The 25557-nt window shown below is 33.6% G+C and carries 21 protein-coding genes and 2 tRNA genes; 13 read left to right on the top strand and 10 right to left on the bottom strand.

Annotated elements, in window-relative coordinates:
- Positions 1-42: 42 nt before the first annotated feature.
- A complete protein-coding gene (locus ACNF4Z_RS05310) occupies positions 43-1269 on the top strand; it encodes an MFS transporter (RefSeq protein ID WP_458328203.1) in 1227 nt (408 codons plus the stop codon).
- Here the strand turns inward: ACNF4Z_RS05310 and ACNF4Z_RS05305 are convergent.
- Genes ACNF4Z_RS05305 through ACNF4Z_RS05295 form a run of 3 tightly spaced genes read right to left on the bottom strand, consistent with a single transcriptional unit; the run spans position 1232 to position 4603 of the window.
- On the bottom strand, positions 1232-2482 hold the full coding sequence (locus ACNF4Z_RS05305; RefSeq protein ID WP_458328202.1) for a (Fe-S)-binding protein: 1251 nt from the start codon (positions 2480-2482) through the stop codon (positions 1232-1234). The genes ACNF4Z_RS05310 and ACNF4Z_RS05305 overlap by 38 nt on opposite strands.
- Positions 2472-3866 carry an FAD-binding oxidoreductase gene (locus ACNF4Z_RS05300; protein WP_458328201.1) on the bottom strand — a complete coding sequence of 465 codons (1395 nt, stop codon included), beginning with the start codon at positions 3864-3866 and terminating at the stop codon, positions 2472-2474. The genes ACNF4Z_RS05305 and ACNF4Z_RS05300 overlap by 11 nt, the downstream gene beginning before the upstream one ends.
- A 41-nt stretch (positions 3867-3907) precedes the next feature.
- Complete coding sequence (locus tag ACNF4Z_RS05295; protein WP_458328200.1) at positions 3908-4603, bottom strand: S49 family peptidase; 696 nt, start codon at positions 4601-4603, stop codon at positions 3908-3910.
- Between the two features lie 139 nt (positions 4604-4742).
- Between ACNF4Z_RS05295 and ACNF4Z_RS05290 the strand changes: the two genes are divergently transcribed.
- The 3 genes from ACNF4Z_RS05290 to ACNF4Z_RS05280 are packed head-to-tail and all read left to right on the top strand — an operon-like array spanning position 4743 to position 6802.
- Positions 4743-5882, top strand: coding sequence for an FAD-dependent oxidoreductase (locus tag ACNF4Z_RS05290; protein ID WP_458328199.1), 1140 nt, complete (start codon positions 4743-4745; stop codon positions 5880-5882).
- A 9-nt stretch (positions 5883-5891) separates the two neighbouring features.
- Positions 5892-6374, top strand: coding sequence for a DUF1641 domain-containing protein (locus ACNF4Z_RS05285; protein ID WP_458328198.1), 483 nt, complete (start codon positions 5892-5894; stop codon positions 6372-6374).
- Positions 6371-6802, top strand: a complete 432-nt coding sequence (locus ACNF4Z_RS05280; RefSeq protein WP_458328197.1) for an OsmC family protein — start codon at positions 6371-6373, stop codon at positions 6800-6802. Before ACNF4Z_RS05285 ends, ACNF4Z_RS05280 begins: the two co-directional genes overlap by 4 nt.
- Here ACNF4Z_RS05280 and ACNF4Z_RS05275 read toward each other — a convergent pair whose 3' ends face one another.
- From ACNF4Z_RS05275 to tuf, 4 genes are read right to left on the bottom strand one after another with little or no spacing between them, the layout of a single operon-like run.
- The gene (locus ACNF4Z_RS05275) at positions 6803-7819 is read right to left on the bottom strand and encodes a pyridoxal-phosphate dependent enzyme (protein ID WP_458328196.1); all 1017 of its coding nucleotides are present in this window, start codon (positions 7817-7819) and stop codon (positions 6803-6805) included.
- Positions 7819-10020, bottom strand: a complete 2202-nt coding sequence (locus tag ACNF4Z_RS05270) for an elongation factor EF-2 (RefSeq protein ID WP_458328195.1) — start codon at positions 10018-10020, stop codon at positions 7819-7821. Before ACNF4Z_RS05270 ends, ACNF4Z_RS05275 begins: the two co-directional genes overlap by 1 nt.
- Before the next feature lie 35 nt (positions 10021-10055).
- Positions 10056-10370, bottom strand: coding sequence for a 30S ribosomal protein S10 (rpsJ, locus tag ACNF4Z_RS05265; protein ID WP_458328194.1), 315 nt, complete (start codon positions 10368-10370; stop codon positions 10056-10058).
- Positions 10371-10380: 10 nt separating this feature from the next.
- Positions 10381-11649, bottom strand: coding sequence for a translation elongation factor EF-1 subunit alpha (gene tuf, locus ACNF4Z_RS05260; protein WP_458328193.1), 1269 nt, complete (start codon positions 11647-11649; stop codon positions 10381-10383).
- Between the two features lie 190 nt (positions 11650-11839).
- Here tuf and ACNF4Z_RS05255 point away from each other — a divergent pair, with 190 nt between their 5' ends.
- From ACNF4Z_RS05255 to ACNF4Z_RS05235, 5 genes are all read left to right on the top strand, one after another.
- Complete coding sequence (locus tag ACNF4Z_RS05255) at positions 11840-12475, top strand: 30S ribosomal protein S3ae (protein WP_458328192.1); 636 nt, start codon at positions 11840-11842, stop codon at positions 12473-12475.
- Between the two features lie 10 nt (positions 12476-12485).
- Positions 12486-12575, top strand: a tRNA-Met gene (locus tag ACNF4Z_RS05250).
- A 788-nt stretch (positions 12576-13363) separates the two neighbouring features.
- On the top strand, positions 13364-14809 hold the full coding sequence (locus ACNF4Z_RS05245) for an ABC transporter substrate-binding protein (RefSeq protein ID WP_458328191.1): 1446 nt from the start codon (positions 13364-13366) through the stop codon (positions 14807-14809).
- Positions 14810-14812: 3 nt separating this feature from the next.
- Entirely contained in the window at positions 14813-16519 is a 1707-nt protein-coding gene (locus tag ACNF4Z_RS05240; RefSeq protein ID WP_458328190.1) for an ABC transporter permease, read from the top strand.
- On the top strand, positions 16516-17490 hold the full coding sequence (locus tag ACNF4Z_RS05235) for an ABC transporter ATP-binding protein (RefSeq protein ID WP_458328189.1): 975 nt from the start codon (positions 16516-16518) through the stop codon (positions 17488-17490). Before ACNF4Z_RS05240 ends, ACNF4Z_RS05235 begins: the two co-directional genes overlap by 4 nt.
- Here ACNF4Z_RS05235 and ACNF4Z_RS05230 read toward each other — a convergent pair.
- Positions 17474-18115: an HAD family hydrolase gene (locus tag ACNF4Z_RS05230; RefSeq protein ID WP_458328188.1), complete on the bottom strand. Its 642-nt coding sequence runs from the start codon at positions 18113-18115 to the stop codon at positions 17474-17476. The two genes, ACNF4Z_RS05235 and ACNF4Z_RS05230, sit on opposite strands and share 17 nt — an antisense overlap.
- Positions 18112-18534: an acyl-CoA thioesterase gene (locus ACNF4Z_RS05225; protein ID WP_458328187.1), complete on the bottom strand. Its 423-nt coding sequence runs from the start codon at positions 18532-18534 to the stop codon at positions 18112-18114. The genes ACNF4Z_RS05230 and ACNF4Z_RS05225 overlap by 4 nt, the downstream gene beginning before the upstream one ends.
- Before the next feature lie 90 nt (positions 18535-18624).
- Between ACNF4Z_RS05225 and ACNF4Z_RS05220 the strand changes: the two genes are divergently transcribed.
- The 4 genes from ACNF4Z_RS05220 to ACNF4Z_RS05205 all read left to right on the top strand — a co-directional run bounded on the left by ACNF4Z_RS05220 (position 18625) and on the right by ACNF4Z_RS05205 (position 24103).
- A complete protein-coding gene (locus ACNF4Z_RS05220) occupies positions 18625-19404 on the top strand; it encodes a hypothetical protein (RefSeq protein ID WP_458328186.1) in 780 nt (259 codons plus the stop codon).
- A gap of 67 nt (positions 19405-19471) precedes the next feature.
- The gene (locus tag ACNF4Z_RS05215; RefSeq protein ID WP_458328185.1) at positions 19472-19921 is read left to right on the top strand and encodes a MarR family winged helix-turn-helix transcriptional regulator; all 450 of its coding nucleotides are present in this window, start codon (positions 19472-19474) and stop codon (positions 19919-19921) included.
- Positions 19922-19973: 52 nt separating this feature from the next.
- A tRNA-Glu gene (locus ACNF4Z_RS05210) sits at positions 19974-20048 on the top strand.
- 695 nt (positions 20049-20743) lie between these two features.
- Positions 20744-24103, top strand: coding sequence for a hypothetical protein (locus ACNF4Z_RS05205; protein ID WP_458328184.1), 3360 nt, complete (start codon positions 20744-20746; stop codon positions 24101-24103).
- 950 nt (positions 24104-25053) lie between these two features.
- On the opposite strand, the gene ACNF4Z_RS05200 is transcribed toward ACNF4Z_RS05205, so the two are convergent.
- A complete protein-coding gene (locus ACNF4Z_RS05200) occupies positions 25054-25233 on the bottom strand; it encodes a hypothetical protein (RefSeq protein ID WP_458328183.1) in 180 nt (59 codons plus the stop codon).
- Positions 25234-25557 lie beyond the last annotated feature (324 nt).

Raw genomic sequence — 25557 nt, 5'->3', positions numbered from 1 at the left:
ATAATAATTATATTTTAATCATTGTATTTTATATGTTATTATTTGAGCCATTTATCTGAAAATCTGAAGAGATATTTTAAAACACAGAGTGACATAGTTTCCACCACAGAGTATCTTTCTATATCAGATGGTGCCCTGTGGGCAATTTATTCAGCAATGACAGGAACATACATTGTTCCTCTTTCAATTTATCTTTTCGGGAATAATGCTCCCGTTGGTTTGATCACTGGTCTCCCATATATACTTTTACCAGCGGCACAATATTTTTCAAGAAATTATTCTGAAAAAACTGGAAGCATCAAAAAACTTACAGTGATCACAACACTTTTAGACAGAATTCTATGGATTCCACCTGTACTTTTATTATTCTTTCCCTCACAGATAAGAATGATTTCCATATTCATAGTGCTTTTATCAATCAGATTCTTTTTTGGTTCATTTTCAGGTACTACATGGACACTTTGGATCCCATCCATTGTACCTGCAAGCCATAGGAATACATATTTCTCAAAAAGAAATGCTATCATGAAATTTTTTTCACTGGCGGGATATCTTTTTTCCTCATTGATATTCCTTTACATAAAGGATGAGAAGATTGCACTTTTTACCACCTATTTGATTGGAGTTGTAATTTTTTCTTCTGCATCCATTGCTCTGATGATGAAGATACCTGATCACAAATTGGAAAAAAGTTCAATGACTGCACAGAGTGAACATAGTAGATATGGTACTTTTCTAATTTTCGTAATTCTGCTTTCAACTGGTCTTTCTGGATTTTACCCTTTTTATCAGCTTCAAATTCTTTCTGATCATTTTTTGGGAGTTTCCGTTTTCCAGTACACAATCATTATCATAATAATTTCTCTTTCATTTATTGTCTCTCAATTAATATTTGGAAAAATTTCCAAAAGAATACCAATTGAGAGAACTGCCGCTCTGTCAATACTAATATTTATTATTGGATTGATAGCCATATTGATTTTCGCAAACTATTATGTTGTCATATTTACGGGAATTTTATATGGTATTTCTCAGTCAGGCACCTCATTGACTGTTTTTAATATGATGCTTGCAAGGATCGGTAACAAAAAAACGAAAAATGTCTCCCTTTATAATCTATTTTCAACATCTGGATCAGTAGGAGGTCCTTTAATCTCTCAGATACTTTTTTATTCAACTGGTTTAAATTCAGTATACATCTTTGCAATTCTGGTTTGTGCGGTCAGTGCTTTCATTCTGATGATTGAAAATCGTTCTTTGACTCCATAATTGCTTCAGATATGTCAAATACATTTTGATTTTTGTTAAGATTTGAAAAACATATGGGACACGATGTAACTATATATTTTGCATTCGTATTTTCAAGCTGTCTGATTCGCTCATTAGATATTTTTTTTGAAACTTTTGGGAATAATGATTCTACTGGCCCTCCACAGCAAAATGTGTTTTTTCCATTTCTATCTGGAATTTTTACATTTAAATAACTTTCTGCAACTTTTTTTACAATATTGTTATCATCGTGAATAATAAGATGGCAAGGTTCATGTAATGCATATTCCTGCCTGATGTTTTTATGATTGTGAAATTTTAGGAGTTCCAGGTAATAAAGAACCTTTGGAATTTTTTTATTTGTAAATTTTGGAAGGATATTTTTCAGCAGATCATAAGTGTGAGGATCCACGGTTATTATGTATCTACATCCTACACCGGATAGTGTATCTGCCAACCTTGATGAATATTCTCTGAACTCCTCCTCAAATCCCAGATCATATAACAATGTTCCTGGATATGGCTCATCTATCCCAAGATATTTCATTTTTATTCCATTTATTCTTAGCAAATCATATATTGTCCTTAGAATGTTATTCATCCTCGCTTCCATTTTTCTATCTATAAATTTACTGAAAATGGAGGAGACTGAGGGATATCTATTTATGAAATAGGAACACATTCTTGTCATCTGCTCACCTAGAATTTCATTGAACCTGGCAATATTATTAGTGTAAGCCATTAACTGAAACATATGTCCTGTGTAAAAGAGATATTCTGAATCCTCTGAAAATTCCAATCCGTCTGACCAGTTTTCCATTCCCCTGACTTTTCCCAGAGGACTCCCGTATTTCATTATTAAAGATGACAACATTCTGGATGTGGAGTTTCTCAGAGATCTTTCATTATTTCCATTTTCGGATATGATTGTTTTCATTATATGACTTACCTCTCCTGCATTTACTCCTGCAGGACATACCTTTAAACATTGAAAACAGTCAAGACAGGAAAAAAATGATTTAAAAATGCTATCATCATATTCATTAATTTTACTAAGGGTGATTGCCTTACCAAGATTTACTCTTCCTCTTGCTCCCATGGAGAGATTAAAACCTGAACCAACAACAGTTGGGCATACTGCCTCACAAAAACCACAATTAATGCATTTATCAACCTGTTCCATCAAAGAAGTCATTTTTTCTTTAAGGATCAAAGATCTTACCCCCATTTAATATTCCATTGGGATCAAAAATTTTTTTTATATTCCTCATGATTTCAAGGTTATATGATGAGGAGTTTAATTCAAACTCCATTTTCAACAAATCTTTTTTCTCCAGACCAATTCCATGTTCCGCAGATACACTTCCCCCCAGTTGAACGGCAATCCTACCAATTTCATTCATGAAAAAGTCAACCTTTCTCAATTCTTCATCATCATCAGGATTTACAATAATGTTTGAATGTATATTTCCATCAGCAACATGTCCAAAAAGAAGCACATTTATCCCCATGTCAGAAATTATTTTCTCCATACTTTTGTATATTGATGATAATTTGGAAGGTGGAACTACAACATCTGCGATGATTACTCTGTCATTGTTTCCCTTTCTAAGATAAAGTGCTGAGGAATAGAGACCTTTTCTAGCCTCATACATCTTCTCCATTTTACTTGGTTCAAATGTTCTCTGTAATTCCATACATTTGTTATTCTTCATGATTGATTCAATTTTTCGGATCTTTATTTCTGAGGATTCTTCTGTTGAGGCTATGTCAATCATGAGAAGAAAATTTGCTTTGTCTGGAAATATGAGATCAGAATTTTTCCTTACAGCATCCATACTTCTCTTGTCAAGAAATTCCCCTATATATGGTGTTATACCCGCAGTTTTTATTTCAATCAGTGAGTTGAAGAGATCATCTGAAGATGAATAAAATGAGAGTATCCTGCCTATTTTTTCAGGAATTGGCAATATCTTAAGAGTTGCACTCACTATAATTCCAAGTGTTCCTTCCGCTCCTATTAGAAGAGATGTTAGGTCATATCCCTTTGTCCGCTTCAGGGTTTTGCCTCCAAATTCCAGTATTTTTCCGTTTGCAAGAACCACCCTAACTCCAAGCACCCACTCTTTCGTTGTTCCATACATTGCAGCTCTTAATCCACCCGCATTTGTACTTATGGAACCTCCAACTGTTGCCACCATTGAACTGGCAGGATCAGGTGGATAAAAAAATCCATATTTTTTCAAATATTGGTTGAGTTCGTTTAACCTGAGGCCTGGTTGTACTATAACATAGGAATCTGGCAAACTTAACTCTATAATTTTGTTCATTCTAAGCATGCTTATTACTATTGAATCTTTTAAAGGAAGAGAAGAACCAGTTAGGGATGAGCCCCCAGATCTTACAACAACAGAAACCCTGTGATAATTGCATATTTTTAATATTTCAGAAACTTCCTTTTCATTATCTGGAATTGCAACTCCCAGAGGTTTAACTTCCTGAAAGTATGATGCATCTTTCTCATATGGTATTAACTCCTCCTCTGATAATAAGAATCTGTCATTTAAGAGTTTTTTAAGTTCCTCCTTTATGCCCATGAGTAAATGTAATGAAAAATTACAGTATATTATTTTGTTAATTACATGAATTTGTCAATAAGCCTCATTATTAATGGAAGCTTTTGCGGAATTGTGTATGGATCATTCTTTTCATTGAACCTTCCTTTTATTCTCTCGATTAGTGATGAATACTCTCCAACTTCGTCAACCAATCCAATATTTTTTGCCTTAACTGCACTGTAAATTCCACTTTTTCCTATTTGCTGGATGTCGTTGCTAGATATTTTTCTCTCTTTTGAAACAACACTGAGAAAATAATTGTAAAAATCCTTTATAATTTCAAATCTCTCTTCTTTTGCCTCTTCCTCTATTGGGCTCAACGGTAAACCATACTTTTTATTTTCACCAAGATATGATTCCTGTATCTTAATACCGAGTTTCTCCAGAAGCCCACTAAAATCAGGGATTATTGATATGACACCAATTGAACCTATAACCGAACTGTTTATGGAATAAATTTGCGAGGTTCCACATGCGACCATATAGGCACCAGAGGCACACATTCCCGATACAAGGGTTACAACAGGTTTAACTCTGTTTAAATTTTTAACATAATCATATAGAATTTCAGAATCAGATGCTGTTCCTCCCCCTGAATTTATTTCTAAAATTATGGCTTTTGTATCCTTTTTCATCCTGAAAAATGATAACTGTCTAATTATCTGAGACCTAAGTCGTTCGTTTATATTGCCATAGAGATTTACTTTTCCAATCATAGATGAATAATGAAAGATTTTATATTAAAATATCTTTGAAAAAAATACCATTATGATTTCTGGAGTGATTTTTTCCAAAAACAGGTAAAAATTATAATATCAAGAAATAATTTCAAATAAAATCCGGTGAGGTGTCAAATTGAAAATTCCTGATAGAGTTCTAATTATAGGTGACGGAGAATCTGCAATAATCGCAGCTAATAAATTGGTTCAGAGAACTAGAAAAGATGAAGCTGAAATAATTTTATTAACAGATAAAAGTTATTTAGATTATAAGGATGGTACGCCCTTCGTGGCAACATCAAACCTTGATCACCACGAATTAACAAAGAGAATAACCAGCGTACTAAGACCTGAGGTTCGATACATCAAGGATAGGGTTGTCAGTGTAGACCTGAATGGAAAAGCTGTTAACACAAGAGAAGGCAGACTCATAAGATATGAATATCTCATGATAACGGATCCAATGTATTTTGATGAAAGTTCAATAGAAGGTTTCAGTGAGGATGCTAGAACCCTTGACACTGTTCAATCATCCCTTTCCTTGAAAGAAGATCTGGCAAAATTGAAAAAAGGGAATGTTGTTGTTTATCAGGATGAGGAAGCAGCATATTCACCTTTCGCCGGTTTTGATTTTTCAATCCTGGCAAAATCTTATGTGGATGCAAAGATGTCAGGAGATCAGAAGCCAACAATCACAATGATTTATTCTGGTGAGAAAATCCTCGGTTCTCAGCGTATCACGGAATACATTACAGATGTTTGCAAGAAAAACGGTATAAATCTTGTCCTTAATGAAAAACTTAAAACCCTAAGTGTTAAAAATAGTGAACTTGTAATGGAAAGTGGAAAAACTTTCAAGTATGACATTCCAGTAATAATTGGTAAAGGTAAAGAAAAACCTTTTATTCAAGGAATGAAGGTTCAGAGAAATGAAAATGGAAATATAATTCTTGAAAATGATTTCAGTTTTAAGGGATTTGAAAAATCATATCTTGCAGGATATTTCAACGGGAAGCTAACAAATTACTGGAGAATTTCGTATGATCAATTGGATTATATCACAGGAAAAATTGCATCGGAAATTGGAGGTTATCCTGAGCAGTTTTCTTACAAACAAACAATATTTACCTCCCTGATCACGTCTGATAACAAAGCATCGAGTATATCAATTGAGGATGGGGAGATTAAAACCGGAAGAGAGAGTAAGACAGATTACCTGCTGAAGCTCTATGGATTCAAGTCATTTTTTGGATCCTACGCTTTTGGTTTTATATGAGGTGATAATATGGAAACTGAAAATAAACAGAATGAAAAAGACAAAGTTGAAGAAATGCTTGCTGAATTTCTGGAGGATGACAGTGCCATAGCAGGTCTTTTAAACTTGGCAAAGATAATGAAAGATTCTGGAAATATTGAATTTTTACAGAAACTGGGTGAGGAGAACATTCCAGGTAATCCTAAAAGTATACTCTCCCTTTTTGACAGAAAGGAGATGCATGAGGGAGGAATTAATCTTTTCAATCTAATAGTGGGTCTGATGGCCTCATTTTCAAAGGAACCATCACAATCCGCTGTTCTTTCGATACTTTACAATAGTGATCAACTGTGGTCAGCAATGATTGATGGGGCAAAAAAACCAGAGAATTTTTCACTTTTGAGGCTTTTTGGTATTTTAAAGGATCCAGAAATTGCTGCAGGTCTTACTTCAGTTCTAAATATGCTTAAAGTGCTTGGCAGTATTCTGAAAAATCAGGAAGATGTAAAATGAAAATATCAATAAAATTTGATGGAAAATCAATGAGAACTGAAGAAAAGGGAAAGCAAGAGATAATACTTAAAGACCCAATCAATGAAGATAACGAACACTATTCACCAACAGAACTACTCTTGATAGCAATGTCGGGCTGTTCCTCCTCCGATGTTATAGTTATCCTGGAAAAGATGAGAAAGAAAATTAATTTCTTCAAGGTTGAACTGGAGGGGGAGAGAAAGGAAGAAGATCCTAAAACTCTAAAAACTGCAAAATTTCATTATATCATAGAAACAGATGGGAGTGATGAAAACGTTGAAAGAGCCGTAAAACTATCACTTGAAAAATATTGCAGTGTTTCAATACTAGCTAAACAGGGTGGTGCAGATCTTATATATTCCATAACCCATAATGGAAAAATAATCGTTGATAAAAGAAAGGCGTGATCATTCGTTTTTAATTCCATGCCCTGTCAATATTAGCAGAGGATTTTCAATTTTATATTTTTTCATGGCAGCAAATGTTACGGCTGAACTGTATTCTATATCGTATCCTATGCTTAGCATCTCCTCTCTTGCTTTAATAATCTCATCATCACTCACCGTAACTCCTTCACCATAATTTTTTATTATTTTGCTTAATTCTTCAAATCTTAAGGGAATAATTCCAGTCAACGCATCTGCTATAGACTTTTCAGGTGAATGTGACTCTCCCCTTAACTTCCAAATAAATCCGGCTGCCTTTTCAGGACTTACTGCCCATAATTTTGGCATATTTTTAATTTTTCCAGATTTTTTCAGATGCATAAAACCCTCGTATATTCCAAGAAGGAGAGTACCTGTTGAAAACGGTATAACAATATTATCAGGAATTCTATCCAAATCCAAAAATATTTCATACGATATCATTCTGAATGCATCATAAAATAATGCCATGTATTGATGTCCAAAGTAATAATATGGAGAATTTATGGCAGCATTTTTAACTTCTTCACGCCCTCCTTGTACCAAATGTATTTTTCCCCCATATTGTTCTATCTGCCTGAGCTTATTTTTATTTGCGTTTGTAGAGGCAAATACATGAGCTGTTTTTCCTGCAATTCTAGAGTAAAAAGAAAATGAGGCCCCTGCATTTCCAGAAGAATCTTCGGCCAGGTCATTTATCATGTTATCCTTTTCTGAACTCTTTAGATATGAAAATAAATTGTTCATTCCTCTGTCCTTATATGAAAGGGTGTCCCAAAGGTACTCTATTTTTGCCATAAAATTTTCTTCTTTTTCTATATCATTATTATTAATGGGCTTTTTCAAAAACTTTTCAATGTATGGAAAATTCTGAATTAAATCCTGATTAAAATCAAAATCAAAATTTATATAAATTGGACTGCCACACCTTTTACATTTGACATCAAAAGGTGAAGCATTTTGAGAACAATTTCTACAAAAAAAATTAAAATTATTCATCAGAGTTGTGCATAGTAGTTTTCATCGTAAGGCTCTGGTTTCAATCCTTTTCTTTCTCTTATCTTTGCCACTATTTCTTTTTGCAATTCTGGAGGCACTCTCTGATATCCGCTGTTTTCTGAACTCCACAGGACCTTTCCACCAGTTGCTCCCCTAATTGCTGATGCAAAACCAAACATACCGGAAACTGGTACCTTTGCTGTAATTATAATCTCCTCGCCTTCGATGTTCATCTCTTCTACTACACCTCTTCTCTGTTGAATTTCATTTGTCACTGATCCCATTATTTCCTGCGGAACGTTGATGTATACCTTCTGAATAGGTTCTAATAGAATTCTCTTTCCCTGACATAATGCACCGTAAATTGAGTTTCTTCCGGCAGGTATGACTTGTGCTGGTCCTCTATGTATGCTGTCCTCATGAAGTTTTGCATCAACCAGCAAAACCTTTACACCTGATAAGCTCTCATTTGCCAGTGGTCCCTTATCACAAACTTCCTTAAATGATTCAATAAGAAGTTCCATTGTTTCATCCAAATATTGAATACCTTTTGTCACGTCAAACATTATATTGTCATTGTTAACAGAGATTATACCTCTGGCAGTATCTCTGTCTATACCCTTTGCCTGCAATGTTTCAATAACAGCCCTTTTATCCTTGAATTTTGAACCCTGAGGTATCAGACCCTCTTTTATGGCCGAAACTACATCTGGCTCAAGTGGCTCAACTTTAAAGTAAAACCTGTTATGCTTGTTTGGAGATTTACCTTCGAATGGACCTCCGGTTTTTTCTACAGTTTCCTTATATACTACGATTGGATCTTTTGTTGTTACATCAATCTTATAGTCATTTCTTATTCTGTATAGTGTTACTTCAAGATGTAGTTCGCCCATTCCCGAGATAAGATGCTCTCCAGTATCCTGGTTTATGCTTACCTGAATTGAAGGATCTGCTTTGGCTACCGTCTTCAAAACATCTATCAGCTTTGGAAGATCAGATGTGTGTTTTGCCTCGATTGAAAGAGTTACCACAGGATCTGTATAATGAATCATGGGTTCAAAGGGCTCCATATCTGAAATCATTGAAACAGTGGACCCAGCTATTGCACTTTTTAGACCTATGACAGCTGCTATGTTTCCAGATGGTATCTCTTCTACCTGAATCCTATCAGGTCCAACCATCATTGCAAGTGTTTGAACTTTGAATTTTCCAGATGAACCTGAAATGTAAAGTTCCATACCTTTTGTTAATGTACCACTGAAGACCCTCCCTACTGCTATCTCTCCAGCATGAGGATCTATTATTATTTTAGTGATCATCATTGCCAGTTTGCCTGAAGCATCACAGGCAATCATGCTTTTACCTATTTCCGAATCTAGGTCTCCTTTCCATATATTGGGAATTCTGTAAGCCTGGGCCTCTTTTGGATTTGGGAGATGATGAACAACCATGTTCAGAATGATCTTATGTAATTGTGCTTTTTTTGCAAGTTCTTTCTGCTTTCCTTCTCTTACATAATTAACTATATCGTTAAAGTTAACATTATAAATTTTCATTGCTGGAACAGAAATAGCCCAGTTGTTATATGCAGAACCAAAGGCTACTTTTCCATCCTGAACTGTTAAAACCCAATCCTTTTTAAATTTATCAGGTGCATATTTTGAAATTAATTTATTTACATCATTTATTATTTTAACAAATCTCTTCTGCATCTCCTCTCCGGTCAGTTTCAATTCATTTATTAATCGATCAACTTTATTTATGAAAAGGGTTGGCTTAACATATTCTCTCAAAGCCTGTCTTATAACTGTTTCTGTCTGAGGCATCACTCCTTCAACAGAATCGACAACGATTATGCACCCATCCACAGCTCTCATAGCCCTTGTGACATCCCCGCCAAAATCTACATGTCCCGGGGTATCAATGAGATTAATTAGATATTCCTTGCCTTCTACTTCATGAACCATTGACGCATTTGCTGCATTTATAGTTATTCCTCTTGCCTGCTCTTGCTCATCAAAATCCAGCATAAGCTGTTTACCTGCCAGATCTTCGCTCATCATACCTGCCCCAGCGATAAGATTGTCACTCAGTGTTGTTTTTCCATGATCTATGTGAGCTGCAATACCCATATTTCTAATCCTTTCAGGATTTCTAACTAGCTTTGATGCTTTTTCAATATTATCTTCCTTTCGGCCCATACAAAACACCCAAAATCTTTTTTAAACAATAAAAATTAATTTTTCATTTTAATTTCTATCTGAACTCCATCAGGTATTGAAATTTTCATTACCTGCTTAAGAGTTCTCTCATCACCATCTATATCTATTAACCTTTTGTGGATTCTCATTTCCCATCTGTCCCACGTAGGGGATCCTTCACCATCAGGACTTTTTCTAACGGGAACTACCAGTCTTTTAGTGGGCAAAGGGATGGGACCGTGAATTTCGACCCCTGTTCTTTCAGCAATCCCTTTGATCTCCATGCACACAGCGTCTATCACTTTGTGATCGGTGCCACTCAGAGAAATCCTTGCCCTATAAGATGCCAATTTATTCACCTTATTCTACTTTTTCGCAAAGGCCTGCTGCAACAGTCTGTCCCATGTCCCTAATTGCAAACCTGCCCAGCTGTGGGAAGTCCTTTGATTCTTCAATTACCATGGGCTTATCAGGGACTACTCTTACCTGAGCTATGTCACCAGTTTTTATAAACTGTGGGTTTTTCTCCTTTGTTGTCCCGTTTCTTGGATCAATAGTTTGGATTATCTCCTCAAATCTGCATGCAACCTGTGCGGTATGTACATGGAAAACAGGTTTGTACCCTGCAGTTATTGCACTTGGATGGTTTAGAACCACTACCTTAGCAATAAATGACTTTGCAACAGTTGGTGGTGAAGTGACTGGCCCGCAAACGTCTCCTCTCTTAATATCATTCTTCGCTATTCCTCTTACATTGAATCCAATGTTATCTCCAGGTTCTGCGGATGCCATTGACTCATGATGCATTTCAATAGATTTTACTTCTCCCTGCTTGTTTGCTGGCATAAATATGACTTTGTCTCCAGGTTTTAAAACACCAGTTTCAACCCTTCCAACAGGAACAGTTCCTATACCAGTTATTGAATACACATCTTGTATAGGTAGTCTGAGTGGTTTGTTAGTAGGTTTCTCTGGAATCTTTAAGGTTTCTAGCTGATCTATTAATGTTGGACCGTTGTACCATTTCATGTTTTCTGATTTCTTAATAATGTTATCCCCTTTGTATCCGCTTATTGGTATAATAGGAATATTCCTATAACCTACCTGAGCAAGGAACTTCTCAACATCAGCCTTTACTTCATTGAATCTCTTTTCGCTGTATGGTGGTTGTGTTGCATCCATTTTATTTATTAACACGATAAGCTGCTGAACTCCAAGAGTTTTAGCTAGCTGAGCATGCTCCCTTGTCTGGGCCATTATTCCTTCTCCTTCTCTTGCAGATATTACAAGCATGGCTGCATCTGCCTGGCTTGTTCCTGTAATCATGTTTTTAACGAAGTCTCTGTGACCAGGGGCGTCTATGATTGTGAAATATATCTTGTCAGTTTCAAATTTCCTGTGTGAAAGATCTATAGTTACTCCTCTTTCCCTCTCTTCTTTGTATCTGTCCATAACCCACGCAAATTCAAATGTTGCCTTTCCTTTTTCTTCAGCCTGTTTTCTATATTCTTCTATGATATGTGCAGGGATTTCCCCATGCTCATATAATAGCCTTCCTACAAGCGTAGACTTTCCATGGTCAACATGACCAATTGTAACCAGATTTATATGCGGTTTCTGTGTTGCCATATTTTCACCTTTTTATCGAGTTTCAACCTTAAAAGGTTTTTATATTATAAACTCTTTGCTTTGGTATGGTATATGTATATTTTAGCTTTACTAACTACTTTTTATAGTCTTGAGAGGAAATCTTAATTTTTGTATAGAAAGATTTAATTTATTAAAACTTATTACCGCTGGTTAATTTAAGAGGGATTGAATGGCTGGAGATAGATCGTCAAAAAAAGCCAAGGATAAATGGAAAGAGAAAAAATGGTATACAATATTGGCTCCTAATCAAATAGGTGGTAAAGAGATTGGAACAACAATTGGTGCAAATGAAAGCGAAATTATAGGAAGAACCATTGAAGTTCCTATTTCAGACCTTAGTGGAAACTTTAAAAGGACAAATAGTAAGGTAGTGTTTAAAATAGTAAATGTTTCTGGCCTTAAATGCAGCACCATGTTTATAGGGCATTATGTTGGTGATGACTATATAAGAAGGCTAGTAAGAAGAGGGAGAGAAAGGATCGATATTATTGAAAAAATAAAAACTGTTGACAATTACGTTTTTTCACTGAAAATAGTGGCGATTACAGATGGTAACATAACATCTTCTAAAAGAATTGAAGTAAGAAATAAGATTTTGGAAAGCGTATATGACAAAACAAAAAACATGGATATGTTTGAGTTTATAAGATATGTTATTTCAGAAGAATCACTGAATGAAATAATAAATAATTTAAAGGAAGTTTACCCAGTTAAAAAAATTGAATTTAGAAAAAGTGAACTTCTTGAAACTGGTAAGGAGTACAATTTCTTACCTGAAGAACAGGAAGCTAAGGTTGAAGCTTAAGTATTATTAAGCCGGGGTGGCTTAGCTGGAGGAGCGCCGGACTCATAAGAGTAAAATCTGAGATATCCGGAGGTCTCGGGTTCGAACCCCGATCCCGGCATACTTCTTTGAATTGTTATGAGAAAATATCCAGAATAGTTCATATTCAAATTAATTCTTCAGATATTATTGTCTTGATTTCATTTAAAATATGGTGTTATGGATAAAAATTCTATTATTTTTATTTAATCTATCTTTTTTTTATCTGAAAAATTGTAATTAATATTAGAAAAATTTCCATTTTTCTTAAATATTGACAAAAAGATTGAGAATTTCTTGCCGCACTTTTGATAATTAAAGGATTTAGATTATCATTTCACTTTCTTCCTTATAATTTTAATTCTTCTTATTATTTAAGAACCTTAAAGGAATTAATTTTAATGATATTTGTTTATTATGTTTATGTTTGGGTTATTTTTAAATAAATTATCTAATTAATATTTTCCTCAAATCTTAATGGATAAATTAAATATTATGTAAAAGGTTCTATTTCCTTTTCTTGGACATCCATCTAGCCTTGAAGATAATCCAGCTCTTGCAATTCACATATTAATACAATGCAAGGATATTAAAGAGTAAAAAGAGGATAATGAATATGGTAAAAAGAAATTAAAAAGTTATAATTGTTAAAAAAATATATTAAAAAAAGTTAAGAGTACTCTAAACAACTTGAATGAAGAATTTATCGTCAAGTTACTAATTAAATTTTTCATTGACCTCCTAATTTTTAATAAAACCTTACATTTCATTTCTTTAATTTAAAATGCCCTTAAAATATACATTAATTTCTGTATATAGATTACATTAAAAAGGATTAAATGCATTTTAAAACTTAGGGCTTGATCAATCATGCAGGGTCAACCTAAAAAAAGAGCTAAAATTTATGCAATAATAGCTGTCGTAATTATTATTGCAGCGGCTGCTGTTGTTGTGTTTGAGTTTGAAAAGCCTCCGAAACAAACTATTTATGTTTTGGTGGATAGTGGAAGCGATACTCAGGAATATTTAAGCATGGTGGCAAATAATTTTATGAGCCAATATACAAATGTATCAATAAAGATTTCCCCGGTATCTTTTAGTGATCTTGAAACTTCAGCTCTAAGTGCTTTAGAAAATGGAGCTTCAAATCCTCAAATTATCATGTATTATCCTTCAATGGCACCTGCTTTAGAACCTTATCTATATAATCTGAACAATTCCTTCAGCTCCCAATTCATAAACGAAAGTTCTTTTCTCAAAGGGGATCTCTCCTCCGGTTCATTGTATATAAATCCATCTAATCCATCAGGTGAATTTGTAGGAATGCCTATTCACACTGTATTTGGATATATTCTGGTTTACAATAAAACAGTGTTTTCCAACAGTACACTTGCCTCGAAATTTAAATCAATTTATGGCTTCAATTTTACAGTACAGGGTTTATCCAATTGGTCCCAGCTTAATGATATAGCGGAATTTATTAAAAATAACACAACATTCAACATGAACGATGGGAAGTATCCACTTTTAATGCCTGACAGTTCACATCACTCAATAATTGATGCATTCTACAGCATTTTCTATGGATATGCAGCAGGCAACAAAACCACAGGAGTGCTTGCCAACTCATCACCTAATTATTGGACTTACTTTGGTTTTCAGAATGTAAGTGGTAAAAAACAGTTGAACATTTCTTATAATAATGAACCTGCTGTAAAGGCTCTTGAAATGTACAAAAATCTCACTTCTTATGAGCCATCGGTATCATCAGAGCCGATTGGATACGATCAGCAACTGGAATATTTCACTCAGAATAACTATGCAATGGGGATTGCCTGGTCAAGTTTTATCCCTTCATATTTATCAAACGTTTCAATAGGAAAGAACCTTGGTATCGCATTACTTCCTGGTAATTATACAGGATATTCACCAACATACCTGGGAGTTAATCCACACTCCTCCAATCTTTGGCTTGATATGAAATTTTTACAAATGGCATCTAGCAATTCTATGTATGAAAAGGGGGTAAATCAGTATGGATTCATTCCTGCAACAACAAGCGGACTTCAGTATGCAAGTACTCAGGCCAATTATTCATGGCTCTCTTCCTTCCTTAGCTATTCAAACAAAATTGTTCTCAATACATCATATATTTCAATATTTTCAAAAATTTCACCTCTTTTCTCCACACTTATACCAGATTTCAATGATCAGGTATTAAACTATTTCGAAGGAAAGGTTTCAGCTTCTACTGCACTTTCAACAGCAGCATCAGATTGGCAAACAGAGTTAAATAATGAAAACATATCTCTGTAATAAATGAGATCAAAAGTAAAATTGCAGGCAGTGATTCTCTCATTACCTGCCCTTGTTTATTTTTTTATTTTTGTATTATATCCACTTTTTTTAAATGTCTATTATTCTTTTTACAATTTTACAACAGAAGGCATGATTTTTACGGGTCTAAGAAATTATTATTTAATTTTCAAAACACCTTATTTTAATAAACTTGTGTACAACACAATTCTTTACACTTTACTAGTACCAGTTATCGATGTGCTTCTTGCAATACCTCTAGCATCTGTTCTTAGGAATATAAAAAATAAAGCTCTTTTACCAACCATTATGATTCCTTCATTCATCCCTCAGGTAACAGCAGCAACACTATGGTTGTTTTTACTAAGTCCAACACATGGTCTCGCATATTATTTTAAAATCGGTGATATCTTTTATAGTCCATTAAGTATAGTTCTTATAGACGTTTGGGCAAGCTTGCCACTTTCCACTCTTATAATATTTTCATCAATGAAATCAATACCTCAAAACTTGGATGAGGCCAGTAAGATGGATGGTATAATAGGTCTCAGAAAACTTATGCTTGTGGACATACCATATATTAAATCTAGCATAATTTCTGCATTTGTTCTAATGTTAATGTATGGGTCATTTACATTTGACCCCATATATGTACTGAGCTCAAAGTCGTCAGCTTTTGGGATTAATGATCTTTCATACTTTGCTTATTCAAATTATATTAATGGCTCAACTGGATTTGCGGCAGTAATAATTATCATTGTTTCAATACTGTCAACTATATTTACTCTTATTTTTGTAAGAATTACACTTTCAAAACAGAGAAATAAAAATTTTAAACTTTTAAATTTTGGAAAAAAAATCTTCCCAAATGTATCTATGCCAAGGATTGGTAATTTTGTCATATTTTTTATTTATATAGTATTCTTGATTGGCCCCATAATTTTTCTGTTTCTCACTTCATTTAAAAATCTTAAAGAGATTCTAGCATCGCCTCCCGTAATAATTCCATATATATTTGTAATCACACATTATTCTCAGACTATTTCACAAGGTATGCCATATATTGTTTCAAGCCTCATTGCATCACTTGTTTCATCATTGTTTGTGATAATACTTGCAATTCCAATAGCATATGCAACATCCAGGTTCAAACTGGGTGGACTTAAAATAATTGGTTTTGTATTGTTCATATACTCCTTGCCAACTATCATATTTTTGATTCCAATAAGTAAAATAATGCTTTTTCTTGGTTTGTACAATGAAATTCCATCCCTTATAATTACATATCCTATATTCATTCTCCCCTTGGCTATCTGGCTGCTATATAATTTTTATTATAATTTCCCAAAGCACATAGATGAAGCAGCAAGTATGGATGGAATGAGCCTTTACAAAAGCATGTGGAAGATTATAACACCTCTGAGTACAGATGGAATTCTTGTTTCCTTCCTTTATTCTTTTGTTTTATCATGGGGAGCACTGATTTTTCCCTTGGCTTTATCTTATTCACCCTTTAATCTTAATATTAGGTATCCAGAAGGGGCCCAAACTTTTACAATTTTCATTGCAAGCTCTGTTGGCCATGAAGCAATTAATTATGGGTTGCTCGCAGCCTCAAGTGTTATAAGTATTCTTCCAGCAATAATCTTAACAATTATTATGAGAAACAGATTGGAAAACATTTGGAGGACGGGGGGACAAACTAAATGAGTGAAGTAAAGATAAAAAATATAAGCAAAACTTTTGGAAAATTTAAAGCTCTGGACATTGATAATATTGAAATAAGTGAGAATAGTTATGTTACAATTCTTGGACCTTCAGGATCTGGAAAAACGACCCTTTTGAGAATAATCTCTGGTCTCGAGACACAGGATGAAGGAGAGATAATAATAAATGGAAAGAATGTGGAAACGCTTCCACCTTGGAAAAGAAATATTGGACTAGTTTTTCAAAATTATGCATTATATCCACATTTAAATGTGTTTCAGAATATATCAATGCCACTAATTCAACAAAAAGTTAGTCCCAAGGATATTGAAGAAAATGTTATGGAAGTTGCAAAAATAATGAGAATAAATGATCAACTTGAAAAAATACCCTCTCAGCTTAGTGGTGGTCAACAACAGAGGGTTGCACTTGCCAGAGCACTGATTAAAAAACCAGATGTTTTGCTACTGGACGAACCCCTTTCAAACCTTGATGCAAAGGTCAGGGTTGAATTGAGGGATTATTTAAAAGAGTCTCAGAGAAAATTCAATCTCACAGCCATACATGTTACACATGATCAGACAGAGGGTTTAGCTTTAGGAGACATAATGGTAGTAATGAGTGGTGGAAAGATAGAGCAAATTGGAACTCCGGAGGATATTTACGAAAACCCAGCTACAGAATTTGTGGCTGATTTTGTGGGTGAGGTTAATCATGTATCATCAAAATTTTTAAACAAAAATGAAAGCCCTGAAAAAGTTTATCTTTTGAGATATGAGGAGGCTTTTATTGAGGATGATGGTAAGTATGAAGGAACAGTTATGAATGTTCAGTATATGGGCTATAGAAAGCTTTTGACTGTCTCATCAGCTGAGCAGGAAATTAGATTTTACGTCCCATCAAACCTTAAAATTAAAGAAGGGCAAAAAATAAAATTTTCAATTAATAATAATAAATTTAATTCATTCTCCTAACTAGAACTTCATAAATTTCTTTCATATTGTTGTAAGATTCAACTGGTACATCTTTTCTTCCGTATCTATTGATGTAAAATGCTTCGTTGATTAAGTCTAGTATTTCCTTAATATCATTATCAAAATTATCACCAATAGAGTATATGTGCTCTGGTTTTTCATCTATTTTTTCAATTATTTTGAAATATTCACTTCTCAATCTTTTTGGTTTTTCTGCTTTATAAATTATTATGTTGAATAAATGTTCCATGTTCATTTTCATTAGAAGAGGTTCAGCATAGATTTTTGGAGTGTTTGTCAACAAAACGTGATAAGAATTTTTGAATGTCTCTATAATTTTCAGCGCGTATTCATCTGGAGATATATTTCTTTCCAAAAGCCACTCTCTAGCTTTTATAAAAGCTTCATCGAGATTTGAATAATTATATTGCCTGGCAAGAATTTCGCATATTTTCCAACCATCATCTGCTAAATAATTTGAATTATCTTCTATTTTAGATTTGCATACTTTAAAAAAATTACCATAGGGATCATTCAATTTCTCTATTAATTCTGCATATTTCAAATATACATTTTCATAGTAATAAATAGTTCCATCAAAATCCCAGATAAAAAGATGCTTCATACCCCCTCCTCATTCTCTACCAAAAATAGGCCAAGTTTTTCCCTAATATTTTCTGGAATTTCTTTTTTCATCCCATTTCTGTCAACCCACACCAAAACAATATCAGCTCTGCTGAAGAGTTCATCACTTTCCCTACCTCTTATTTCATGCGTGGTGACACAACTAGTCCTTCCTATTTTTTTTATACCAGTTGTTACATATACCTCATCATTAAAATGGATTGATTTTTTAAAATCAATATTTACATTTGCAACCACAAAATCATAATCGCCTGATACATTAAAGTGTTTCTTAAAAAATTCCAATCTGCCCAGTTCACAGTAAGTCAGATAAACGGCATTATTTACATGACCAAGTGCGTCCAAATCACCGTATCTCTTCTGAATATGGACTATGAATTTGGATTTTTTGTCAGACATAAAAGGATATGATAATTTTTTAAAAATAATTTTTGAAAACTTACAATATTCTTTAAAAAAGATTTTTATATCTTCAAATTATATACACATATGAGATATCAATACACTGCAAAAATTGAACTTCCTATGCCACCTCCAGTGGTTATGGAATACGTCTCAAATCCTTGGTTATTCTTCAATCCCATGGGACATGTGGTGGTGTTGAAAAAAATTACTGATGATAGATATGATGTTGTTTATGCTCCGGATATAGAACAGACTAAAGGTTCAACCTTTTATGGAATTTTAAATGGTCCAACAATCAAACCCAGGGAAGTTTCCTACACTGGTGAGTCTCTTGGACATGAAATTAAGATGAATATAAATATTACTTTAACAACAGAGCCAGAAGGCACTTCTGTTAATATAGATTGGGAATTGAACACTGAATTTTCATTTTTCGATAGATTCAGAGGAGAAAATTTCACACTAAATCCTGAACATATAATTAAAAAACATCTTGTTATGAGAATACCTGAAATGATAAACCTTATAAATTACAAGGAGCAGGGAAGAGAATTTTTACTTGAGACATCAACACTATCTGGATCAAAAGCAATACCATATATTAAACAAAAAGCTCAAGAGATTAAGGATTGCATAGTTATAGGAACGTCCAAAGGTATAAAATTTACAATTAGCGTAAGGGATGAAAAATTGGAAACAATAAAATCAGAGAGCGGTAATAAGGAGAGCTATGGTGGAGAGGCAATCCTTGAGATATTAAATTACCCGGATCTTGTAGATATTGGAATATACGATATTTCTGCAGAAAAGGATCTAAAGGATTTGATGGATAAACAACTTGAAAAATCTTTATTGAGTAGATAATTTAAAGAGAAAAAATTTAATTAGTAAATTTTTTATAGATTTTATCAATCACTTTATAAGTGGTATCATGGAAGATTCCGAAAGGTTCACTTCTTTGTGGAGAAACTTCATCAGCATATATAAAATGCTATATAGGGCAGTAGAAAAAACATTCAGCAAGTATGACGTTTCTGTTCTTGAATACAGAATATTAAGAATATTGGATGAAAATAAAAAAATGACAATGGCCAACCTTGCGGAAATAAATTATGTAACTCAGGCTTGGATAACAGGAATGATAGATAAAATGGAAAGCAAAAATCTAGTAAAAAGGGTAAGATCAGAAAAGGACAGAAGAGTAATTTATATCCAGAACACTGAGGAGGGGACAAAAACATTCAAAAGCATGAAAAAAGTTCACGATCTTATACTACAGGAACTCTTGTCCAAGATTGATGAGAAAGATGTAGATGAACTTCTTAGGATTACCACGACCCTAAAGTTAGAAATGGAAAAATTAGGAACCACGCCACAATAGTTTGATGATACATATCGCAAATCATAAATTTAAAGAAACATTACCATCTTGAGCTCCGGTGGTGTAGCCAGGCCAAGCATTAGGGACTCTCAATCCCCCGACTCGGGTCCAAATCCCGACCGGAGCATAAAAACATCAGTTACATATTACGTCTTCGTGTTCTATATAATTAGAATAAATTTAGAGATTAAAACATTATTAAAAACTTAAGAAAAATCTGAAAAATTTTGATTTTTTCACACTCTGACTTAATGATCTGGAATAAAGGATTGCATGGAATACTTTTATTGTAAGAACTTTTAATCCTTAACAAAACGGTTAGCCGTTGAGAAAAGATTGGAGATTAAAGAAACTTTAAAAAGCACATAATATAAGCCTGAATGGTAAACCACTGCAGTCCTTCCAAAAAGTTTTTGGTAATTGAATGATAATCATGGCAGGAAAAATATTTCCATCGGAATGAGTTTGAATTAAATTTATTTTTAAATAATATATTGATCATTACAATCAATTGTCGTTATTGTTAACAAACTTCTCTTATGCATTAATGCAAAGGCGGCATTACAAATTTCCCCTATCCATAAATATTTAAAAAAGATTGCTTATTTCACTTTTGTATGAATGAATTTAGGGAGTGTAAATGAGCATATAATAAATAGGCGTGTTTGCAGTTAAGTAAATATTGATCATTTTGAATTTAGGCTTTTTTAAACCCTATGAAAGTTAGTTTTGTGAGATACATAATGATTATATAGTAAAATATTTTAAGTCCATATGTATAAAAATCTCAAAAAAATATTTGCGATTTTGTTATGCTCATGTATGATGTTAGCAGCATTTGCCTCACTTTCTCCAAATGGAAATGATAACAAAACTTTGACGAGTAAGGATATCAGTTTTAACTATGAAGTATTAACAAAATTTTTCATCATAAACAATTTGTCAAGTCCAACCCCATCATATTTTGATGAACATATAATTGTAAACAGTTCCTTGTATCCCAACGAGAATCCAAATCTATCAAATGTATTTTTCATGACTGATGGTACAACTCTGATTCCCTCGTGGCTTCAATCCGGGAACAGTAACCAGGCTTTCAACACATCCTATTGGTTAAGGATAAATGAAAGCATACCTGCCCATGATTACATGGAAATCTGCATGAATGCGGCAACATTGGGAACAAATATCCTGAATAATTACTCCATAGGTGAGGCACCGCAACTCACTAATGTTTATGGACTATACGATGACGGCTCACACATCTTTAACTTTTATGACAACTTTGCAGGAACAACTCTTGACAAGGCCAAATGGAATGCTTTGAACGCCAATTACACAGTAGACAATGGGATAAGCTTCACCGAATCCGACTCATATATAACATCAAGATTGCAATTTTCATATCCATCATGCGTTGAGGCTTATGGAATTATGAATACACCACAGACCAATGATAGTAAAAGCTACTCTCTTGGAGGCGTTGGATTTGGAAAAGGTGGAATGGATTATACCTCTCCTGTTTTTACTTCAGGATGGACAGAAAACCTGACAAATGGATTTGGACTTACTTTTTACAATGGTGAAAGTCTTTATTATTACAACTATTCTAAGTCGGCAAACATCAATGATTATCATATTTTCGGTACTGGTTTTATAAATGATTCCTATGTGAGAGGTACCTTGGACAATATTTTCCAGAACTCATCGAGGAATAGTTTACTGGTACCAAGCTCTCAGGAATTGAACTTGACACTTGGTTTCCAGGCTTTAGATTTTCCAAAGGTTAATGATTTTAAATACATAATGGAATTTAATTCAACCCCTGATGGAGCCGGAATCCCATATTCATTCTCCTTGCACAAGGTAACATTCAAAGAAAATGGTTTACAATCAGGAGGATATTGGGGAATAGATATTCCGAACCTTATAAATACACTGGAAAACAATGGGATAACATCTCTGTCCTGTTTCAACTATTCCCTTGTACCTGGAGTATATAACTATACAGTATACTCTGATGATCCAGGATACCAAGCTTTCCAAAACAAAGGTAATTTTACAGTGAAAAACAGTAATGTATTCATAAATGTATCATTTGTAATAGCAAAAACTGCTACGACTTTTGAAGAAACTGGTCTCCCCAAGGGAACTGACTGGAAGCTCAACCTATTCACGAATTCTAGCAATTTTACAGCATATACCTCAAACATGTCTTCAATTGTTGTCAATATCCAAAATGGCTCTTTTATTGTGACATTTAATGATACATCAAACGGATACGTACCTTTCCCAGATTACAAGATAATAAATGTAAATGGTTTCCCAGAAACTTATATAATAGAATTCGAAAGCCCCAAAAATCTTTCCCTCCTGAAACCACTTAAATCGTTCAACCCATCCATGGAAGAGCAGAATAATGGGTATAATAACATCTTAACAGGAAATGGAGTCCTAACAGATCTGGCGGTAGACAGTAGTTCAAATATGATTTTTTCAATTTTACAGAACAATGGTATAATTGTACCCTACAACATAACAACCGGAATGTATCTGAAAAACATCACCCTTGGCTCTAATTCTTATCCCGCCTGTGAATACTATGACAATCAAAATGGGTATCTATATGTCAGTAACAGAGGTACAGGAAATCTTACCATAATTAATGGAAGAACTCTTTCCATAATAGAAAATATAAGTTTTCCTTCGTTAAAGGGTAGCGATTTTGCAATAACTCAATCAACAAACTCTCAAGACATATACTTATTTGGCTTTAATATTACCAATCCGGAAAATGGTACTTCATTTATCCTTTCTAACACAGGTGAAATTCTCATGGAGCATAACTACACAAAACTATGTCCACAGAATTTAATTTTTGGTCAATATGCTCTACTTTCACCAACAATGTATGGTCAGGATCTTCTAATTGCAAATGGTACGGGCATCGACGTTTTGAATCTTTCCAGCGGTCACCAGGCCTATTATGCAGCTCCAAAATACTATTGTACAGGTTTACTTGTACCCTATGGTCAAAATGGAAAGTTTATTGTTAGCAATAAAGAGAATAATACCACTTTAATCTTTAATGCAATCTCATCAAGCTTTTGTTATGGCCCAACTATACCCGGGGAAGTTTTAGGAGGTTACTTTGATCCATTAAATGGCTACCTGTATGTTTCCAGTGAAAGTACAGCTTTCTGTTCATGTACAGGCAATATTACCATAATAACACCAAGCAACGGAAAGGTTGTAATGTCTATTCTCATTAGAGAGCCTCAGTCCAATATAGAATTCAGTTCTATAAATCAGACAATATTCAGTCTGAATTTTAATGGAAGGGAAAGCATATTTCACTCATATGCTGTAACAAAAGCATACAATATAAGTTTTGAAGAAAGTGGACTACAAGCAAATGGAACATGGTTCGTTAACATTACCGGCATGAACTCCTCTGGTGCACTGTTATCAGGTTCTGTATACTCAGTCAATCTAAAACAGGGAAATTATACGTATACAATTGGAACAAGTAATAAAAAATTCACTGCAACTGGTGGAACAATATATGCAAATTCATCAAAAACAGTTTATATAAAATTCTCTTCAGTTACATACGGTGTTACATTCAATGAAACTGGGCTTGGAACAGGAATATCATGGTCTTTGAGACTTAATAATAGTTCATATGCAATAAATGTAATGGGGAGTGGTTCAGATATATCATTGAATTTACCCAACGGTACATACTATTACAGTGTAAATCCTGTAAGTGGATATTCCATCACAAATAAAGCCGGACCGGTGGAAGTAACTGGAAGACCTGTCACAGTCTATATTGCATTTACACAGCTCAAATACAAATTTACCTTTAATGAAGTTGGTCTTCCAAATGGTACAATGTGGAAAATAACTTTAAATGGAGTTGAGCATAATGTTACTGGGAATAGCTTCTCAATATACCTCCCTAATGGTACATACTACTATTCAGTAGGTTCTATTAACGGCTACTCTCTCACAAACGGGACAGGCAATATAACAATGAAAGGAACTAGTGTCTCAATAACCATAAAGTTCACTCAATCAACTTCCAGTTCAATAACATTTTACATTGAGATTGGAGCTATTTTAGCCGTAGTGGTTGCTGTAATCGGAATACTGATTTGGAGAAGAACTTCAAAATAGTTAAAAACTCAAAGGGTTTTTAATTTCTTTATTTTTTAAAAACGACCTGTGGATTTAATTTTTTATGAAGAACAGATAATTGTGTCTATTTAAGATGAAATGATTATGACTCATTCCCTTATTTTACTTTAATTCAGAAAGTCTCAAAAGATTTAATGGAATAACGTTATGTAGTGTGATTATAGTTTGACTAGTTAAAATCATTACGAAAATTCCACATGATAAAAATAAGCTCAGAACTCTATATTTTTTCTTTACAAAGAAAACTCAAGGTCAAATCATAAAAACTGTTTAAAATGATACCACATTTATCCTTTTATAGTTTTTTCCAACTATTTAATACACTGAGTATTCTATTGGATTTTTACCCTATTTTAAAACACAATTGAGTTGAAATTTTTCCAGAATTAATTTCTGATCCTCTGTGAGTTCAATGAAAATGTGGGAAAAGATGGTGTAAACATACCTCTTTATTCCCCCGCTCTTTTCAGTATATTATTGTATTTCAATATGAATCTAAATAATAGTCCAAAAATTGTTGTGTATTCTTAAATTATAATTATCCTGCAACATTTAATCAATCTTATCATTTTTATTTAAAAATCACTCAAAATGTGATTGAACATTTATCTAATATAATTTAAAATAAATAGTCTTCATCAAATTGATTAATGACTTAATTTAATCGATTGTCTTGATAATTATTCTCACCTCATTGTTCAAAGTTTTTTTTTGAATGTGTTGATCTCATTAAGTAATTTTGAGGGTATGGATAATTTAAGAATATATTAGGATCTTCTTGAAGGTTTCACATTGTTCTTAGATATTTATTTGACCATCTGTTCTGGATTATTAAAATTGATAAATTTAATCTTCTATTTTGCTTGAAAGGAATATATCTTTCAGATCATAATCCTTATCATTTACTTTCCCGCACTATCATATCATTTTCACAATTCACTGATATGAAATACAAATAGCGGGAAGCCTCCCTTTTGATGCATCTGTTTTACCTCCTCTTCTATTCCTGGAAGTCCATCTGCTATGAACAAAACTGGTTCTTCAACGCCTCTTTCATGTAGATTAATGAAAGCAATTGCGTATGTAACGTGTTTCCTAACAGGATTCATTTAGAAAATAATTATCTCATAATTACAATATTCTCTTTCACTCAATGAAAATACCAGCTTTGTTTCTTAGCGTTATAACTTCTTAGAGAAAACGTAGAACATTTCGAATAGTTTTTCATTCTTTCATAATTTCATTTGCTGTTTATTTTTTCTTTATTAAAAAAATTCTATACATTCCATTTTATCATAGTGTCCCAAATGTTGTGTATTTATAAAGGATACCTCCTTTGGAACATTTCCTTAATCTCATCAATGCATTTATAATATCCCCTCAATGATCTCATTGACCATTTGTCATTTATCTCTGCTGCTCTCAGATAAATG

This window comes from Caldiplasma sukawensis, assembly GCF_052315375.1.
In the GTDB taxonomy this organism is placed as follows: Archaea; Thermoplasmatota; Thermoplasmata; order Thermoplasmatales; family Thermoplasmataceae; genus Cuniculiplasma.
Note: the sequence above shows the minus strand (reverse complement) of the source record. Positions and strands in the feature narration are given on the sequence as shown.

Coding starts and splice junctions, on each gene's coding strand:
- ACNF4Z_RS05295 (WP_458328200.1), bottom strand. CDS start 4,603: ATGATTGGAAAAGTAAATCTCTATGGCAATATAAACGAACGACTTAGG.
- ACNF4Z_RS05280 (WP_458328197.1), top strand. CDS start 6,371: ATGAAAATATCAATAAAATTTGATGGAAAATCAATGAGAACTGAAGAA.
- ACNF4Z_RS05285 (WP_458328198.1), top strand. CDS start 5,892: ATGGAAACTGAAAATAAACAGAATGAAAAAGACAAAGTTGAAGAAATG.
- ACNF4Z_RS05245 (WP_458328191.1), top strand. CDS start 13,364: ATGCAGGGTCAACCTAAAAAAAGAGCTAAAATTTATGCAATAATAGCT.
- ACNF4Z_RS05220 (WP_458328186.1), top strand. CDS start 18,625: ATGAGATATCAATACACTGCAAAAATTGAACTTCCTATGCCACCTCCA.
- ACNF4Z_RS05270 (WP_458328195.1), bottom strand. CDS start 10,020: ATGGGCCGAAAGGAAGATAATATTGAAAAAGCATCAAAGCTAGTTAGA.
- ACNF4Z_RS05200 (WP_458328183.1), bottom strand. CDS start 25,233: ATGAATCCTGTTAGGAAACACGTTACATACGCAATTGCTTTCATTAAT.
- ACNF4Z_RS05215 (WP_458328185.1), top strand. CDS start 19,472: ATGGAAGATTCCGAAAGGTTCACTTCTTTGTGGAGAAACTTCATCAGC.
- ACNF4Z_RS05230 (WP_458328188.1), bottom strand. CDS start 18,115: ATGAAGCATCTTTTTATCTGGGATTTTGATGGAACTATTTATTACTAT.
- ACNF4Z_RS05255 (WP_458328192.1), top strand. CDS start 11,840: ATGGCTGGAGATAGATCGTCAAAAAAAGCCAAGGATAAATGGAAAGAG.
- ACNF4Z_RS05240 (WP_458328190.1), top strand. CDS start 14,813: ATGAGATCAAAAGTAAAATTGCAGGCAGTGATTCTCTCATTACCTGCC.
- ACNF4Z_RS05275 (WP_458328196.1), bottom strand. CDS start 7,819: ATGAATAATTTTAATTTTTTTTGTAGAAATTGTTCTCAAAATGCTTCA.
- ACNF4Z_RS05235 (WP_458328189.1), top strand. CDS start 16,516: ATGAGTGAAGTAAAGATAAAAAATATAAGCAAAACTTTTGGAAAATTT.
- ACNF4Z_RS05205 (WP_458328184.1), top strand. CDS start 20,744: ATGATGTTAGCAGCATTTGCCTCACTTTCTCCAAATGGAAATGATAAC.
- ACNF4Z_RS05225 (WP_458328187.1), bottom strand. CDS start 18,534: ATGTCTGACAAAAAATCCAAATTCATAGTCCATATTCAGAAGAGATAC.
- tuf (WP_458328193.1), bottom strand. CDS start 11,649: ATGGCAACACAGAAACCGCATATAAATCTGGTTACAATTGGTCATGTT.
- ACNF4Z_RS05300 (WP_458328201.1), bottom strand. CDS start 3,866: ATGGGCATAAAGGAGGAACTTAAAAAACTCTTAAATGACAGATTCTTA.